The following is a 16,812-nucleotide window of genomic DNA, read 5'->3' as shown; positions in this document are numbered from 1 at the left end:
GACATGCCTGTGAACCCTATTTCAAGCACAACACAGAGCACTGTGGGAGCCGGGCTTGCCCGCGATGGGATCGACTCGGTGCACCTGAAAGATCGAGTTGCCCGCATCGCAGGCAAGCCAGCTCCCACACAGAGCGGGTCGCACTTCGCCTCTGCATTCTGCACATTGGCACTGGCGGTCAGCCTCGCCGGTTGCGCCGGCCTGCCCGACCAGCGCCTGGCCAACGAAGCCCTCAAACGTGGCGACACGGTCACCGCCCAACAGAATTACCAGCAGTTGGCGGACCTGGGTTACAGCGAGGCCCAAGTCGGCCTGGCGGATATCCAGGTGACCACCCGCGACCCCGAGCAAATCCGCCAGGCCGAGGCCACCTACCGCGCCGCCGCCGATACCTCGCCGCGAGCCCAGGCCCGCCTGGGTCGGCTGCTGGTGGCCAAGCCGGGCGCCACCGAGGCCGAGCAGCACGAAGCCGAAGGGCTGCTGAAAAAAGCCTTTGCCAATGGTGAAGGCAACACCCTGATCCCGCTGGCGATGCTCTACCTGCAATACCCGCACAGCTTTCCCAACGTGAATGCCCAGCAACAGATCAGCAAGTGGCAGGCGGCGGGTTACCCGGAAGCAGGTTTGGCCCAGGTGCTGCTGTATCGCACCCAGGACACCTACGACCAGCATCTGGATGATGTGGAGCGCATCTGCAAGGCCGCGCTGAACACCACCGACATCTGCTACGTCGAGTTGGCCACGGTCTACCAGAAAAAAGCCGAACCGGAAAAACAGGCCGAACTCCTCAAGCAGATGGAAGCCGCTTACAGCCGTGGCACCGTCACTGCCCAGCGCGTCGACAGCGTTGCGCGTGTATTGGGCGACGCGACCCTCGGCAAGCCTGACGAAAAAACCGCCCAGGCCCTGTTGGAAAAAATCGCCCCCGGCTACCCCGCCTCCTGGGTCAGCCTGGCGCAACTGCTCTACGACTTCCCCGAACTGGGCGATGTCGACCAGATGATGAAGTACCTGGACAACGGCCGCGCCGCCGACCAGCCGCGCGCCGAACTGTTGCTGGGCAAGCTCTACTACGAAGGCAAGTGGGTGCCGGCGGACGCCAAGGCCGCCGAAGCGCACTTCGAAAAAGCCGTCGGCAAGGAAGTCGCCGCCGATTACTACCTCGGCCAGATCTACCGCCGTGGCTACCTGGGCAAGGTTTACTCGCAAAAAGCCCTCGACCACTTGCTGACCGCTGCGCGCAATGGCCAGAACAGCGCCGACTTCGCCATCGCCCAATTGTTTTCCCAAGGCAAGGGCACCCAGCCCAACCCATTGAACGCCTATGTCTTCAGCCAGTTGGCTAAAGCCCAGGACACGCCAGAGGCCAACGACTTGGCCACGCAGCTCGAAGCCCCACTGACGCCAGAGCAACGCGCCGAAGGCCAACGCCTGGTGCAACAGGAGCTGGCCACGCGCGGCACCCTGGCCCAGAGCACGCTGCAACTGCACGCCCTGCAAGAAGAAGACGGCGAGGAATCCCTATGAAGCTCAACCCATTCGTCAAGGCCGGCATCGGCCTGACCTGCGCCCTGCTGTGGTCATGCCCGACCCTGGCCGCGCTGACCGAAGCCAAGAACTTCGGCCTGGAAGTGAAAATCACCGGCCAGTCCGAAGACGACCGCGACCTGGGCACCAAGCCCGGCGGCGACGTCAACGGCATCGGCCTCGACCTGCGCCCATGGGTCTATGGCGAAAGCGGCGCGTGGAGCGCCTATGCCATGGGTCAGGCCGTGACGTCGAGCGACATCATCGAGACCGACACCCTGCAACAGTCCTCCGATGACAGCGCCTCACAATCGAGCAACAACGACCGCAAGACCAAGAAAAACTACCTGGCCATGCGCGAGTTCTGGGTCGGCTACAGCGGCTTCACGCCCTACCCTGGCGAGCTCCTCAAGTTCGGTCGCCAGCGCCTGAACAATGACGACGGCCAATGGCGCGATACCAATATCGAAGCGCTGAACTGGACCTTCGACACCACCTTGCTCAAGGCCAATGTCGGCGCCGCCGAACGCTTCAGCGAATACCGCACCGACCTGAAAGAACTGTCGCCTAAAGACAAGGACCGCAAGCACTTCTACGCCGACGCCGCCTACCAGTGGACGCCAGGGCAGTGGATCGGCCTGCGTGGCCACCACACCCATGACGACGGCAAGCTCGACTATGCCGAACCGGGTGTGGCCAGCGACCCGTTGGACAAGCGCGAAAACGGCGACATGACCTGGCTCGGTATCGAAGCCAACAGCGACGCCTATAACTGGCGCAACACCAACACCGTCAACTACTGGGCCAGCGTCACCGGCATGAAAGGCAACCGCGACACGGTCAACGCCTTGAACGCCGACGGCTCCCGCCCGACAGAAGCCAAGCGCAGCGAGGACGTGAGCGGCTGGGCCACCGACCTGGGTATCCGTCTGCGCCTCGACCCGCAGTGGCAAGTCGGCGCGGCTTACTCGCGCGCCAGTGCCAATTACGAGCAGAACGGTCTGCAAAGCAACCGTTCGAACTGGACCGGCACCCAATCGCGCGTGCACCGCTTCGGCGAGGCGTTTCGCGGCGAGATGAACAACATGCAGTCCATGAGCCTGTTCGGTTCCTGGCAGCTGCGCGAGGACTATGACGCCAGCCTGGTCTACCACAAGTTCTGGCGCGTCGACGGTAACAAGCCGGTGGGCAGCAACGGCATCGATGCCGTGCAGAACAACACCGATGACGTGACCGGCGCAATCCTCTCCAGCACCTCGTTGCCGCTTGAAGACGGCAAGAAGGACCTGGGCCAGGAGATGGACGTCGTGGTCACCAAATACTTCAAGAAAGGCTTGCTGCCGGCCGCGCTGAGCCAGTCGATCAACGAACCGTCGGCCCTGGTGCGCTTGCGGGCGGGCGTGTTCAAGCCGGGCGACGCCTATGGCAGCGGCGTCGACTCGTACATGCACCGCGCCTTTGTCGACGTGATCTGGAAATTCTGATGGGAGCCTGCGCGATGAACCCTCAAGCCCTCAAAGGCTCGGTCAGCCTGCTGGTCGCAGCCATGCTGCTGGCCAGCACTTCGGCCTTTGCCGACGGTGCGGCGGTGAAAGCGCCGACCATCGCCAAAGAACTGCAACAGGCCAAAACCTACACCATCTCCAGCCCGCCAACCGCGCCGCTGGAAATGGCCAAACCGGCCCTGCCGGACCTGTCGGGCTACACCGCTGCGGCGATGGAAAAGAAGATCGTGCGCAGCAAACCCGGCAAAGTCAGCATCCGCCGCATGATGCAAGAAGACGCCCTCAAGGACTTTATCGGCGGCGACAACAAGATGGCCGAATGGGTGGTGCGCCAACACGGTATTCCCCAGGCGATCTTTGTCGACGACGGCTACATGAACCTCAAGGACCTGCTCGGCAAAGTGCCCAAGCAGTACCTCAGCGAAACGTCGCCGGGTGTGTTCCTGGCCAAGCTGCCGATCGTGGTCGGGCGCAAGGGCATCCTCGAAATCGACAAGAAGACTCAGGAACTGCGCCTGTCCCAGCAGGCCGGTTCGTTCCTGATCAACGACGGCCAGCTGTTTGTGCGCGACACCCGGATTACCGGCTGGAACGAAAAGGCCAACGGCCCGGCGGCCTTCCAGTCGCCCAAGGAATTCCGCCCGTTCCTGCTGGCCTGGGGCGGCACCGAGACCTACATCGCCAACAGCAAGATGGCCAGTTTCGGTTACGCCAACAGTAAGTCGTACGGGGTGAGTATTTCCCAGTACACGCCGAACATGGCCAAGGTGCTCAAGCGCTCCGAGCCGACCGGCTGGATCATCGATTCCGAATTCTCGGACATGTGGTACGGCTTCTACTGCTACGAGACCACCGGCTTCGTGATCAAGGGCAACACCTACAAAGACAACATCGTCTACGGCATTGACCCGCACGACCGTTCCCACGGCCTGATCATCGCGGACAACACCGTCTACGGCACCAAGAAGAAGCACGGCATCATCATTTCGCGGGAAGTGAACGACAGCTTCATCTTCAATAACCGCAGCTATGACAACAAGCTTTCAGGCCTGGTGATCGACCGTAACAGCGTGAACAACCTGATCGCCGACAACGAGATCTACCGCAACCACACCGACGGCATCACCCTCTATGAGAGCGGCGACAACCTGCTGTGGGGCAACAAGGTGATTGCCAATCGTCGCCACGGTATCCGCATCCGTAACAGCGTGAACATTCGCCTGTACGAGAACAGCGCCATGGCCAACGGCCTGACCGGCGTGTACGGCCACATCAAGGATTTGACCGACACCGACCGCGACATCGCCCTCGACCCGTTCGACACCAAGGTCTCGCTGATCGTGGTCGGCGGTGAACTCGCGGGTAACGGCAGCGGGCCGCTGTCCATCGACTCGCCGTTGAGCGTCGAGCTGTACCGCGTAGCGATGCTGGCGCCGACCAAATCCAGCGGCATCAGCTTCAACGGCGTGCTGGGTGACCGTCAGGAAGAAATTCTCGACCTGCTGGTGCGCCAGCAGAAAGCCGTGCTGATCGATCCTGTCGAACGCCAGACCCAAATGCAGGACTGAGGATGACCCTTATGCACCCACACATGATCAAACTGCTGAGCCTCTCGGGTCTGACCCTCGGCCTGCTGGCGGCCAGCCAGGGCGTGCGCGCCGATGAAGTGAAAGCGCCTACGTTCAGCGCCGAGCCGTGCTGCAGCCTGTGCCCGGCCGCCCATGACGCGAAGAACTACACCACGCGCTACCAGCAGAACTTCACCACCCTGGTGCAAGCCCAGGGCGACTGGCTGTTCCGTACCCAGGAAGATTTGCGCACTGAATTCGACACCAGCCCCGCCGGCTACAAGCGCATGCAACAACTGCACGATGCGTTCAAGGCCAAAGGCGTGGAACTGGTGGTGGTCTACCAGCCAACCCGTGGCCTGGTGAACCGCAACAAGCTCAACCCCGCAGAGAAAGCCAGTTTCGATTTCGACAAAGCGCTGGGCAATTACAAAACCATGCTCGGGCGTTTTGCCAAGATGGGTTACGTGGTGCCGGACTTGTCGCCGCTTACCAACGAGCAACTGCCGGATGAGTTGCCCGCCCACGATTTCTACTTCCGTGGCGACCAACACTGGACCCCGTACGGTGCCCAGCGCACGGCGAAAATCGTCGGTGCCAAAGTGCGTGCAATGCCGGAGTTTGCCGGCATCCCCCAGCGTGAATTCGAAACCAAGCGCTCCGGGCGCATGGGCAAGACCGGCACCCTGCACAACATGGCCGGGCAGCTGTGCGGCACCAGCTATGCGATCCAGTACATGGACCAATTCACCACCGAGCCCAAAGGCGAAGCGGGCGACGGCGACCTGTTCAGCGATGCCGGCAACCCGCAGATCACCCTGGTGGGCACCAGCCACAGCGGCAAGAACTACAATTTCGCCGGCTTCCTTGAACAGGAAATCGGTGCCGACATCCTCAACGTCGCCTTCCCCGGCGGTGGCCTGGAAGGGTCGATGATCCAGTACCTGGGCAGCGATGAATTCCAGAAAACCCCGCCGAAAATCCTGATCTGGGAATTCTCGCCGCTGTATCGCCTCGACCAGGAGACCATCTACCGCCAGATGATGTCGCTGCTCGACAACGGCTGCGAAGGCAAGACCGCGCAGATGAGCGCCAGCACCACGTTGAAACCCGGCAAGAACGAATTAATGGTCAACAGTTCGAACAAAGACCTGCGCAACAGCAGCCATCAGGTCGACATCCGCTTCGCCGACCCGTCGGTGAAAACCCTGCAAGCCACCCTCTGGTACATGAACGGGCGCCACGAGGACATCAAGATCGACAAACCCGAAACATCCGATACAGACGGGCGTTTCGCCTTTGAACTGCGCACCGACGAAGACTGGGCCTCGCAAAACTTGCTGGCCGTGGAAGTGCAGGGCCCAGAAAAGGGCGCTGCCGCGCAGAAAGTCGAAGCGAAAATTTGCACACGCAACGTATTCCCCGCCGGTGGTCAACAGACCGCCTCAACCGGGCAATGAGGTTACCTATGCAGAAGTTATTGATCCCAACATTACTGGGCCTGGCGATGTTCGCCGGCTCCGTGAATGCCGCCGCGCCACTGCGTCCACCCCAGGGTTATTTCGCCCCGGTGGAAGCGTTCAAGACCGGCGATTTCAAGAATGACTGCGACGCCATGCCGGCGCCGTACACCGGCTCGCTGCAATTTCGCAGCAAGTACGAAGGTTCGGACAAAGCCCGTTCCACCCTGAATGTGCAATCCGAAAAAGCCTTTCGCGACAGCACCGCCGACATCACCAAGCTGGAAAAAGACACCAGCAAGCGCGTGATGCAATTCATGCGCGACGGTCGTCCGCAGCAGCTGGAATGCACCTTGAACTGGCTCACGAGCTGGGCCAAGGCGGATGCGTTGATGTCCAAGGACTTCAACCACACCGGCAAGTCCATGCGCAAATGGGCGCTGGGCAGCATGGCTTCGGCCTATGTACGCCTGAAGTTCTCCGACTCGCACCCGCTGGCCAACCACCAGCAGGAGTCGCAGTTGATCGAAGCCTGGTTCAGCAAAATGGCCGATCAGGTCGTCAGCGACTGGGACAACCTGCCGCTGGAAAAAACCAACAACCACTCCTACTGGGCGGCCTGGTCGGTGATGGCCACATCCGTCGCTGTGAACCGCCGCGACCTGTTTGATTGGGCGGTGAAGGAATACAAGGTCGGCGCCAATCAGGTCGATGACCAGGGCTTCCTGCCGAATGAATTGAAGCGCCAGCAACGTGCCCTGTCGTACCACAACTACGCGCTGCCGCCGCTGTCGATGATCGCCAGTTTCGCCCTGGTCAACGGCGTGGATCTGCGCCAGGAAAACAACGGTGCATTGAAACGCCTGGGTGACAAGGTGCTCGCCGGGGTCAAAGACCCGGAAATCTTCGAGAAGCAGAACGGCAAAGAGCAGGACATGAAGGACCTCAAGGAGGACATGAAATTTGCCTGGCTTGAACCCTTTTGCACCCTCTACACCTGCGCCCCGGATGTGCTCGAGCGCAAGCATGGCATGCAGCCGTTCAAGACTTTCCGATTGGGCGGTGACCTGACCAAGGTCTACGACCCGACGCATGAAAAAGGCAACAAAGGCAACTGACGGAACACGGTTAGAAATGTGGGAGGGGGCTTGCCCCCGATAGCAGTGTGTCATTCAACACAGATGGCGGCTGTTACACCTCCATCGGGGGCAAGCCCTCCCACAGTTTGAGCCGGCTTCGTCAGTAGGAATGTAGTACCGCTCTCTGCGCGTATTTGCGTGGGGGGTTTGGGGGGGCTCTGGCCCTTGACTGTTGGTTAAACATGGAGAGATCGGGATGGTTTTCTCGTCCAATGTGTTCCTGTTTCTGTTCTTGCCGATTTTCCTCGGCTTGTACTATTTGAGCGGGCAACGCTATCGCAACCTGCTGCTGCTGATTGCCAGCTACGTGTTCTACGCCTGGTGGCGAGTGGACTTCCTGGCGCTGTTCGCCGCCGTCACGCTGTGGAATTACTGGATCGGCCTCAAGGTCGGTGCGGCAGGCGAGCGCACCAAGCCGGCTCAACGCTGGCTACTGTTGGGCGTGGCGGTCGACCTGTGCATTCTCGGCTACTTCAAATACGCCAACTTCGGTGTCGACAGCATCAACGTGATGATGAAGTCGGCGGGCCTGGAGCCGTTCATTCTCACCCACGTGCTGTTGCCGATCGGGATCTCGTTCTACATCTTCGAGTCCATCAGCTACATCATCGACGTGTACCGCGGCGACACCCCGGCCACCCGCAACCTCATCGACTTTGCGGCGTTCGTGGCGATCTTCCCGCACTTGATTGCCGGCCCGGTGCTGCGCTTTCGCGACCTGGCCGACCAGTTCAACAACCGCACACACACCCTCGACAAGTTCTCCGAGGGCTGCACGCGGTTCATGCAGGGTTTCATCAAGAAAGTCTTCATCGCCGACACCCTGGCGGTGGTGGCCGACCATTGCTTCGCCCTGCAAAACCCCACCACTGGCGATGCCTGGCTCGGCGCGCTGGCCTACACCGCGCAGCTGTACTTCGACTTCTCCGGCTACAGCGACATGGCCATCGGCCTGGGCTTGATGATGGGTTTCCGCTTCATGGAAAACTTCAAACAGCCGTACATCAGCCAGTCGATCACCGAGTTCTGGCGCCGCTGGCACATCAGCCTGTCCACCTGGCTGCGCGATTACCTGTACATCACCCTGGGTGGCAACCGTAAAGGCACGCTGACCACCTACCGCAACCTGTTCCTGACCATGCTGCTCGGTGGCCTGTGGCACGGTGCGAACATCACCTACATCGTGTGGGGCGCCTGGCACGGCATGTGGCTGGCGATTGAAAAAGCCATCGGCCTCAACACCGCGCCGCGCAGTTTCAACGTGGTGCGCTGGGCCTTCACTTTCCTGCTGGTGGTGATGGGCTGGGTGATCTTCCGCTCGGAGAACCTGCACGTCGCCGGCCGTATGTACGGTGCGATGTTCAGCTTTGGCGAGTGGTCGCTGTCGGAACTCAACCGCGCCAACCTCACCGGCCTGCAAGTGGCAACCCTGGTGGTGGCCTACGCAACACTGGCGTTCTTTGGCCTGCGCGATTTCTACAGCAACCGCCCTGCCGAGAAAGCCAAGCCAGCCGACCCGAGCCTGATCAAGGCCGTGCCGGGCGACAACCCGGGCAGCATCCATCAGCCAGGTTTCACCGTCGGCCAGGACGCCGCCGTGCAACCGGCCTACTGGACCGCCGACTGGCCACGCTACGCCATGCGCGCCGCAGTGCTGCTGCTGTTCGTGGCGTCGATCCTGAAATTGTCGGCGCAGAGTTTCTCGCCGTTCCTTTACTTCCAATTCTGAGGGAGCCGACCATGACCCGTTCATTCCGCGTCCTCTATATCGCGCTGTTCCTGCTGGTGCTGCTGGCCCTGGGCGCCTGGTCGATGCGCAGTTTCTTCGGCTTCAGCACCAATCCCGACGCGACGGTGCTCAATGGTCGCTGGACCAAAGCCGTCGAAACGCATTACGACGACCAGTTCCCGATCAAGCGTATTGGCACCAACCTGTGGGCTGCGCTGGACTACAAGCTGTTCAACGAAGGCCGCCCTGGCGTGGTGCTGGGCCGCGATCACTGGTTGTACAGCGACGAGGAGTTCAACCCCGCCGTCAATGAAGACCAGAACCTGGAGGGCAACTACGCGCTGGTCGAAGGCGTACGCCAGAAGCTCAAGGCCCAAGGCATTCAATTGGTCATGGCGATTGTGCCGGCCAAGGTGCGCCTGTACCCGGAACACCTGGGTGACGTGAAACCGGCGAGCATCCACGCCAACCTGTACCAGGACTTCCACGCCCGCGTGGCTGCCGACAAGATTATCGCCCCGGACCTGCTAGGCCCGCTGCAACAGGCCAAGCTTGGCGGCAAGCAAGTGTTCCTGCGCACCGACACCCACTGGACGCCGGACGGCGCCGAAATCGCCGCCAAACAGCTGGCCAAGGTGATTAGCGAAAAGGCGCCGCTCAGCGGTGAACCACAACGCTTTGTGACCGAGGCCGAGAAGACGGAGCCGCACAAAGGCGACCTGCGTCTGTTCCTGCCACTGGACCCGTTGTTTGAAAACCTGATGCCGCCCAAGGAGCCGCTGCAAAAACGCGTGACGCACCTGGCTGAAAACCAAGGCGACGACGCGCTGTTCAGCAACAGCGAAACCCCAGTGGCACTGGTCGGCACCAGCTACAGCGCCAACCCCAACTGGAACTTCGTCGGCGCGCTCAAGCAAGCCTTGCACAGCGACGTCATCAACTACTCCGAAGACGGCCACGGCCCGATTCTGCCGATGCTCAGCTACTTGAAAAGCGACGACTTCAAGAACAGCCCGCCACAGGTGCTGATCTGGGAATTTCCTGAACGTTATCTGCCCGTCAACAACGAAATCGGTGACGCCGACCCGCAGTGGGTTGCGCAGCTTAAACAAGCCGGTTCGCGCCAACAAAACATGGCACTGAACACCCCAGTTAAACACCAAAAATCCGAGACGCCCGACCGGGCGCAAAACTGAAAGAGAGGTAACTCACATGACTTTCACTACTACTCCGCGTCGTCTCGCCAAGACCCTGGCCATTGCTGCCGGCTTGAGCTTCGTATCGATGTCCGCCTTCGCCGGGGGTGACGCTGCCCTCTACGGCCCAACCGCGCCGAAAGGCTCAAGCTTCGTGCGGGTCTACAACGCCAGTAACCAGGAAGTCAGCGCTACCGTCGGCGCCACCAACCTGAACGACGTTGCACCGCTGGCCAGCAGCGACTTCAGCTTCATGCCGGGCGGCGACTACAGCGCCAAGGTCGGCAGCCAGACCGTGCCGGTCAAACTCGCCGCCGACCACTACTACACCCTGGTTAACAGCGGCAGCGGCCAGCCACAACTGATCGAAGAACCGCCGTTCAAGAACAAGCAGAAATCCCTGGTACGCGTGCAGAACCTCAGCGACAAGGCCCTGACCCTGAAAACCGCCGACGGCAAGACCGACGTGGTCAAGTCGGTGGCCGCCAAAAGCCGTGGCGAGCGCGAAATCAACCCGGTGAAGGTGAGCCTGGCGTTGTATGACGGTGACAAGAAAGTCGGCGATGTGAAGCCGGTGGCGTTGGAACGTGGTGAAGCGGCGGTGCTGTATGTGACCGGTTCCGGTTCGAGCATCTCGCCAGTCTGGGTAAAACGCCCGGTGTCGACCCGCTGATTAGATTTTCAATTTGACGCTCCCCCTGTGGGAGCGGGCTTGCTCGCGAATGCGCTGGTTCAGCAACAGATGTGCTGACTGAAACACCGCTTTCGGGAGCAAGCCCCCTCCCACAGGCTCTGACCCAAATCGATTCAAGGAGAAACATCCATGATCCCAGTAATCCTTTCCGGTGGTAGCGGCTCACGTCTTTGGCCGCTTTCCCGCAAACAGTTCCCTAAGCAATTCCTGGCCCTGACCGGCGAGCACACGCTGTTCCAGCAAACCCTGGAGCGCCTGGTGTTTGAAGGCATGGACTCGCCAATCGTGGTCTGCAACAAGGACCACCGCTTTATCGTCAACGAGCAACTGAGCACGCGTAAGCTCGAATGCCAGCGCATCCTGATGGAACCGTTCGGGCGCAACACCGCGCCGGCCGTGGCCCTGACCGCGATGATGCTGGTCAACGAAGGCCGCGACGAACTGATGCTGGTGCTGCCGGCCGACCACGTGATCGACGACCAGAAAGCCCTGCAACGTGCGCTGGCCCTGGCTACCGTGGCCGCCGAGCGTGGCGAGATGGTGCTGTTCGGCGTGCCGGCGACCCGTCCGGAAACCGGTTATGGCTACATCAAGTCCACCAACGACTCGCTGCTGCCCGAAGGCGTGAGCCGCGTGCAACAGTTCGTGGAGAAACCCGACGAAAAACGCGCGATCGAGTTCGTCAAAAGCGGCGGTTATTTCTGGAACAGCGGCATGTTCCTGTTCCGCGCCAGCCGCTTCCTTGAAGAGCTGAAAAAACATGATCCGGACATCTACGACACCTGCGTACTCACCCTGGAACGCAGCGAGCAGGATGCCGACACCGTGACGCTCGACGAAGCCACCTTCGCCTGCTGCCCGGACAATTCCATCGACTACGCCGTGATGGAAAAAACCCAGCGCGCCTGCGTGGTGCCGCTGAGTGCCGGCTGGAGCGACGTAGGTTGCTGGGCCTCGTTGTGGGCGGTCAATGACAAAGACGTCAACGGCAACGTCAGCAAAGGCGACGTGGTCATCCAGGACAGCCGCAATTGCATGATCCACGGCAACGGCAAGCTGGTGTCGGTGATCGGCCTGGACAATATCGTGGTGGTGGAAACCAAGGACGCGATGATGATTGCCCACAAGGACAAGGTCCAGGGCGTCAAGCAGATGGTCTCGACCCTCAACGAACAGGGCCGTAGCGAAACCCAGAACCACTGCGAAGTCTATCGCCCATGGGGCTCCTACGACTCGGTGGACATGGGCGGGCGTTTCCAGGTCAAGCACATTTCGGTCAAGCCGGGGGCGTGCCTGTCGCTGCAAATGCACCACCACCGCGCCGAACACTGGATCGTGGTCAGCGGCACGGCCGAAGTCACCTGTGACGAGAACGTGTTCCTGCTCTGCGAAAACCAGTCCACCTACATCCCCATCGCTTCGGTGCACCGCCTGCGCAACCCGGGCAAGATCCCGTTGGAGATCATCGAGGTGCAATCGGGCAGCTATTTGGGCGAAGACGATATCGAGCGGTTTGAAGATATCTACGGGCGCTCCACGCCGATTGAACGTGGTGTGTCGGTGAAAACTATCGCGCAGTAAAACGGTCGTAGAAAAAGCCCTCGCCCAGCCCATTGCGTCCCCTATCCGCAGTGGGCTGGGTGGGGGCTTTTTGTTTGGGCGTTGTGGTGCCTGTGAAGGCGCCATCGCAGGCAAGCCAGCTCCCACAGGGGAATGCATTCCAACGGATGTACCCGGTCAACTGTGGGAGCTGGCTTGCCTGCGATGGCGCCCGAAAGCACAACCGCCATCATTGACCCTTGCCCCCATCCTGCCTATCCTCGCGCCTGTCACGACGCATTCGTGATGAGGTTTGACGGCCTTGGAAACTCATAGGACCAAGCACAGCGTTATGGCGACTGTGCGTGGGGCGCTTTCGAGCGCGCCGGGTTCCTATGACCGGTCCGTCAACCTGCGCACAGTTGCCACCCATTCGTTTGACGGCGAAGCGTGGCAACTCCGATTTTCATAGGAGTTTTACCATGTCCAAACAAACCACCCGCCCCACCCCGTTCGGCCCTAGCGAGCGCAGTGAAGAACCGTTGTTTTGCGTACAACCCGGCATTCCCATCGAACATGCACTGGAACATGCCAGTTATGTTTTGGGCACCGCGCGCGTGCTCACCCTGGCGGCTCAAGACTTATGCACAGAACACCAGAGCTACCTGAATTGGGCCAGCCTGCAATTGGCCGAAACCGGCTTGGCATTGGTTGAGGCTTCCATCGAAGGCTTGCAGGCGGATTCTTCTGCGCAGTAAGCAAGTCATCGTGAGCAAGCCCCCTCCCGCGGTTGGCCGTATCTCAAAGGCGGTACGCGGTTAAAGGCGGGAGGGGCCGTAGAGGCTACGCGGTGAATGGCGTTTGACCGTGGGTAATGATTCGACTCACCTGCTCACCCTCGACTCTGTACTTCAAGGGCAGGGCAAATTTCGTCTCCACATAAAAAATATGCGGGTTATCGGTTTTCATGACCGTCAGCCCCGAGGTATTGACCTCGTAGTAATGCGTCATCTTGTCCAATTGGTTGCCATGTCGACGGCGCCCAAAAATAGTCGTGGAGATCTCTTTGGTTGCCGCATCATCAGGCGCCAGATCCGTGAAGTAATGCCTGGCTCGCCCACCCGGTAACGGCTTGCCATCCACGTTAAGCACCGAGGACTGCAGATGCCAATCGCTGTTGATTGCGGCATGAGACTTTGCCCCGGTGTAATGGTAGAAACGGTTCTCGCCTGTGACGGGCGGATCCATCAGCGCCTTTTCACCCGGGAAAGCTTCAGGCACCTTGGGTCGTTTAAAGGCCGGCTGACTGCCGGATACCCCCACGCCTGCAGATGAACCAGAGCTGCCTTGCCCGGCAGGACGTTTTTGCGGCTGAGGCCTGATCCCACTCATGCGTTGCAGTGTTTCGGGCTTGACGCCTCCCGGCATGCTGTTCAGTCGCCATTCGCCGGTGCCCGTTGGCTGCAGGAACATCACCGTTTTCTGGGTGACAGGATCAACGACCCGAACATGCCCCCCCGCGACTTTGTAGACGTCGCTGATTTCAAATACTCGGTTGACGCCGGTGCCATCGGTGTAGCGGACATAAAACTTTTTCCCGACTTGAAACGTGCCGTCGCCCCTTTTCGTAACGCCCTCAAGCAGGCTATCAGGCAGTGCGTGGGCGCTGTAATCGCGCAACCCGCGGCTGGCACCGGCGATGTCGGATGCTGTGCTCGTTACTTTGGCAGGGGCGCCAACATTGGAAGACTGCTTCTGAAATTGTTCGAGCAACTCCCTATAACTGCTTTTCAACACCGACTTCCCTCCCCTTGCCACCCCCATTGCCAGGTCGCCCAGACCATCGGCGGGGTTCAGGCCGCTGACAACGGAGCGCAGGACCGTATCGGACGCCCTGAACGCTCGCGTTCCGAGCTTTTCGCCCAGCTTGCCCAAGACTTTTCCCGCCGCCCGCACCCCTTTGGCGAATGGAAGGATGAAACCGAAAATATCCAGCGCTACGTCCTTGATCGCCGCGCCGGTATTGCCCTGAAGTACATTCTCGATGGCACTCTGGAACGGAATCAGTCGCCTAATAAAATCCAACGAGGCCTGGATGCCGGCTTCTTCCTCTTCCACCCTTGTCACCCCCCTGGCGCCAGCCTTCATGGCATCGTGGTCATGTAACAGATGGCCGGCCGCCACGCCGGCAATCTTGTCGAACCGAGCATTCATGGCTTGCATGGGATCGGCGTGCTGTCCCTGACGGGGTTCAGGCAAGTAAGGTGCGCGAATCGGTTCATTCAGAAGGCCATCCGAATATTTCCCAGGCTGCGGCGCGGTACCGTTATCAAACGCATCGAAATCGACCCCAAGACCCTTGCCTTGCGCACGCGTCGTTGCGTAGGTTTCCGCGTTGGCGACTCGTTCAGGAGGATTCGGCAGATACCTGGGCAGGTCGTCGCGACGGCGCAAGAATCCTTGCAGGGGGTGCCACTCGAACCAGACATGACGCAGATTCCTATCGTCCTTATCATCGCCGTTCTTGTCGATCTTGGTCAGGACCCGCATCAAGAATCCATAACGCGCTTTGGCCGCTTTTGCATCATCCGGGAACTCCGTGCCCTCAGCTTCTGCGACACTGGCTTTACGCAGCGAAAAAAAATCGATCTTGCCCGACGCGATGGTTTGTTTGTCTTGCGCGGAAAGTTGCGACAGCTGGTCCCTGGCTACGGTCGTCACACCCTCCTTCAAGTTGTTGAAGTAGCTATCGAACTGGCTGTCGAATGTCTGGTTAATATCAGGAAGCGGCTTGACCCGGGGGAAACGGTTACCTAATTGAAAATCGTACCGCTCCCCTCTTGGAATACGGTCCATTTTGCCGGCCGCGTAGATATCCTCGATGGAGTGCGGATCGCTCTCGCTGGCATCAATATTGGTAATGCGGGTATTGCGCTGGTCAAATGGATCCGTGGAACCATAGGCCTTTTTCAGTGCCTCACGCGCCAACTCCATCCGCTTAGGCATAGGGGCGCTGATCTGTTCGTGGGCTTTTTTCAACGCAGCGAGTTGTGCATTGAACGCATCATGTAGCTTGGCCACATCTTCCGGTGTATAGGCGTCATCGGCCTTTGGCACGATCTTGTCCTGGGCGCGCCCCCACTGAATCAACGCATTGGCCTGGGCCTTGGCCTCGATAACGGCCTCGGCTTGCGTGGTAGGACTGAGCTCGGCCAGGCGCATGAATGTTTTAAAATCGGTATGCGTCGCGATGCCCGGCGCCCAAAACTCTTGCGCCTGCACAACCGCCGAGAGCCGGGCAAAAGCCGCCGACTTGACCACCAGGTTGCTGGGCATATCTTCGGCAATGAAGGCAGGGTCAGCGCCTGCAAGCAACAAGCGCGCGGCGGCCGATGCCAGCTCGGCAGGTACCTTGCCCCGGTCCACCAGATGTTTCTCCAGGCGCGAGACCACCACCGAAGGATGGACGTCCCGATTGGCTGGCTGGTAAAGGTCATACCCGGCCACGACGCCACGCTTGCTGCCGGCCTGCGGATCCAGCGCCAGCACCATTGCCGCCAACGCCCAATTTGCATCTCTGCTGGTCAGTGACGCGTCACTGTTGAAGGCCGTTTCCAGCGCTTGGCCCAAGTGTCTGATCTGAGCACTGCCCAGCATGCTTTCAAGCATCTGCGCGGCGCTCATGCCTTGAAGCGAACCCCATGCGTCTCATAAAAAGCAGCGAAGATACCTTTGCCAGGCGACAGCTTGGCCATTTCGGCGGCCGCCATTTCGCTTAACCGGGTGCGCTGGCCACTGTCCAATGTGGCGGGCTGGGATAACAGCCCCCAGTAATTGCCGTGCTCAACCGGCTCAGGCAACGGCTCCTTGCACACGGCGATGAGGTTGGCCAGTTGCCCGAGGTCCTTGGGGACCAGCAATTGATTTTCCCGCAGGAACCACGCCAGCGGCACATCCTCGCCCGGCGCGATTTTATAGGCGCGCCCAAAGGTTGAAACGTAATGAGCGGAAAACGTCTTCGCTTCGAGCAACGCTGCAACATCCAGACTCGGATCCTCGGCGATGGCCGCCTGGACCTCTTGCAACGCAACCGTCAGGCAATAATTGTTATGAATGTTCCCTGCCAATTCTTGGCGCTGACTGAGCGTCAGCGCCGAAGGCTTAGAGGTGTCGCGGGCCGGAGGGTTTTCCAATGGGGCTCTGCGCAACCGAGGCAACGTGGGCGTTTGGGGAGCCGAAGGCGCTTGTGACGTTTCATAGCCCACCGCCGCTGCAGGTGGTTCAACCGGCAATGAAGAGGGTGGTGTTATAGCCAAAAGCGGTTGCAGATTGCCTGGACTGAGGGGGCGGGTAATCATCGACTCTTACTCACATAGAGGACTGGAAATAGGACCTGTTGAAGCGCTCTGTTCCGACAGGCTTCGGTACTTCCTGAGTGTCGATTCGTACAAAAAC

Annotated in this window: 12 protein-coding genes; 10 read left to right on the top strand and 2 right to left on the bottom strand. The window is 60.1% G+C overall.

Annotated features, from left to right (window positions below; all coding sequences use genetic code 11):
• Positions 1–3 precede the first annotated feature (3 nt).
• From algK to ACLBW8_RS24615, 10 genes are all read left to right on the top strand, one after another.
• On the top strand, positions 4–1,527 hold the full coding sequence (gene algK, locus ACLBW8_RS24660) for an alginate biosynthesis TPR repeat lipoprotein AlgK (protein ID WP_262667066.1): 1,524 nt from the start codon (positions 4–6) through the stop codon (positions 1,525–1,527).
• Positions 1,524–3,011, top strand: coding sequence for an alginate export family protein (locus ACLBW8_RS24655; RefSeq protein ID WP_447806513.1), 1,488 nt, complete (start codon positions 1,524–1,526; stop codon positions 3,009–3,011). The genes algK and ACLBW8_RS24655 overlap by 4 nt, the downstream gene beginning before the upstream one ends.
• On the top strand, positions 3,011–4,600 hold the full coding sequence (gene algG / locus ACLBW8_RS24650) for a mannuronan 5-epimerase AlgG (RefSeq protein ID WP_064450794.1): 1,590 nt from the start codon (positions 3,011–3,013) through the stop codon (positions 4,598–4,600). The genes ACLBW8_RS24655 and algG overlap by 1 nt, the downstream gene beginning before the upstream one ends.
• Positions 4,601–4,611: 11 nt before the next feature.
• On the top strand, positions 4,612–6,060 hold the full coding sequence (locus ACLBW8_RS24645; protein WP_064454856.1) for an alginate O-acetyltransferase: 1,449 nt from the start codon (positions 4,612–4,614) through the stop codon (positions 6,058–6,060).
• Between the two features lie 8 nt (positions 6,061–6,068).
• A complete protein-coding gene (locus ACLBW8_RS24640; protein WP_447806512.1) occupies positions 6,069–7,178 on the top strand; it encodes a mannuronate-specific alginate lyase in 1,110 nt (369 codons plus the stop codon).
• A 217-nt stretch (positions 7,179–7,395) separates the two neighbouring features.
• Positions 7,396–8,928, top strand: coding sequence for an MBOAT family O-acyltransferase (locus ACLBW8_RS24635; RefSeq protein WP_447806511.1), 1,533 nt, complete (start codon positions 7,396–7,398; stop codon positions 8,926–8,928).
• A gap of 11 nt (positions 8,929–8,939) precedes the next feature.
• The gene (locus ACLBW8_RS24630; protein ID WP_447806510.1) at positions 8,940–10,124 is read left to right on the top strand and encodes an alginate O-acetyltransferase; all 1,185 of its coding nucleotides are present in this window, start codon (positions 8,940–8,942) and stop codon (positions 10,122–10,124) included.
• A 16-nt stretch (positions 10,125–10,140) separates the two neighbouring features.
• Positions 10,141–10,797: an alginate O-acetyltransferase AlgF gene (locus ACLBW8_RS24625; RefSeq protein WP_064450790.1), complete on the top strand. Its 657-nt coding sequence runs from the start codon at positions 10,141–10,143 to the stop codon at positions 10,795–10,797.
• Positions 10,798–10,947: 150 nt separating this feature from the next.
• Positions 10,948–12,399 (top strand): mannose-1-phosphate guanylyltransferase/mannose-6-phosphate isomerase, encoded by a 1,452-nt coding sequence (locus ACLBW8_RS24620; protein ID WP_262667063.1) that lies wholly within the window; start codon positions 10,948–10,950, stop codon positions 12,397–12,399.
• 440 nt (positions 12,400–12,839) lie between these two features.
• The gene (locus ACLBW8_RS24615; protein ID WP_064450788.1) at positions 12,840–13,115 is read left to right on the top strand and encodes a DUF3077 domain-containing protein; all 276 of its coding nucleotides are present in this window, start codon (positions 12,840–12,842) and stop codon (positions 13,113–13,115) included.
• An 85-nt stretch (positions 13,116–13,200) separates the two neighbouring features.
• Here ACLBW8_RS24615 and ACLBW8_RS24610 read toward each other — a convergent pair whose 3' ends face one another.
• Positions 13,201–16,041: a hypothetical protein gene (locus ACLBW8_RS24610; protein ID WP_447806509.1), complete on the bottom strand. Its 2,841-nt coding sequence runs from the start codon at positions 16,039–16,041 to the stop codon at positions 13,201–13,203.
• Complete coding sequence (locus ACLBW8_RS24605) at positions 16,038–16,550, bottom strand: hypothetical protein (protein ID WP_447806508.1); 513 nt, start codon at positions 16,548–16,550, stop codon at positions 16,038–16,040. The genes ACLBW8_RS24610 and ACLBW8_RS24605 overlap by 4 nt, the downstream gene beginning before the upstream one ends.
• Positions 16,551–16,812 lie beyond the last annotated feature (262 nt).

This window comes from Pseudomonas sp. M5A4_2d (assembly GCF_053345295.1).
The sequence above is the reverse complement of the archived record's forward strand: the minus strand, read 5'-3'. Positions and strand labels throughout refer to the sequence as shown.

Coding starts and splice junctions, on each gene's coding strand:
- ACLBW8_RS24630 (WP_447806510.1), top strand. CDS start 8,940: ATGACCCGTTCATTCCGCGTCCTCTATATCGCGCTGTTCCTGCTGGTG.
- ACLBW8_RS24645 (WP_064454856.1), top strand. CDS start 4,612: ATGCACCCACACATGATCAAACTGCTGAGCCTCTCGGGTCTGACCCTC.
- ACLBW8_RS24635 (WP_447806511.1), top strand. CDS start 7,396: ATGGTTTTCTCGTCCAATGTGTTCCTGTTTCTGTTCTTGCCGATTTTC.
- ACLBW8_RS24655 (WP_447806513.1), top strand. CDS start 1,524: ATGAAGCTCAACCCATTCGTCAAGGCCGGCATCGGCCTGACCTGCGCC.
- ACLBW8_RS24640 (WP_447806512.1), top strand. CDS start 6,069: ATGCAGAAGTTATTGATCCCAACATTACTGGGCCTGGCGATGTTCGCC.
- algG (WP_064450794.1), top strand. CDS start 3,011: ATGGGAGCCTGCGCGATGAACCCTCAAGCCCTCAAAGGCTCGGTCAGC.
- ACLBW8_RS24615 (WP_064450788.1), top strand. CDS start 12,840: ATGTCCAAACAAACCACCCGCCCCACCCCGTTCGGCCCTAGCGAGCGC.
- ACLBW8_RS24625 (WP_064450790.1), top strand. CDS start 10,141: ATGACTTTCACTACTACTCCGCGTCGTCTCGCCAAGACCCTGGCCATT.
- ACLBW8_RS24610 (WP_447806509.1), bottom strand. CDS start 16,041: ATGAGCGCCGCGCAGATGCTTGAAAGCATGCTGGGCAGTGCTCAGATC.
- algK (WP_262667066.1), top strand. CDS start 4: ATGCCTGTGAACCCTATTTCAAGCACAACACAGAGCACTGTGGGAGCC.
- ACLBW8_RS24620 (WP_262667063.1), top strand. CDS start 10,948: ATGATCCCAGTAATCCTTTCCGGTGGTAGCGGCTCACGTCTTTGGCCG.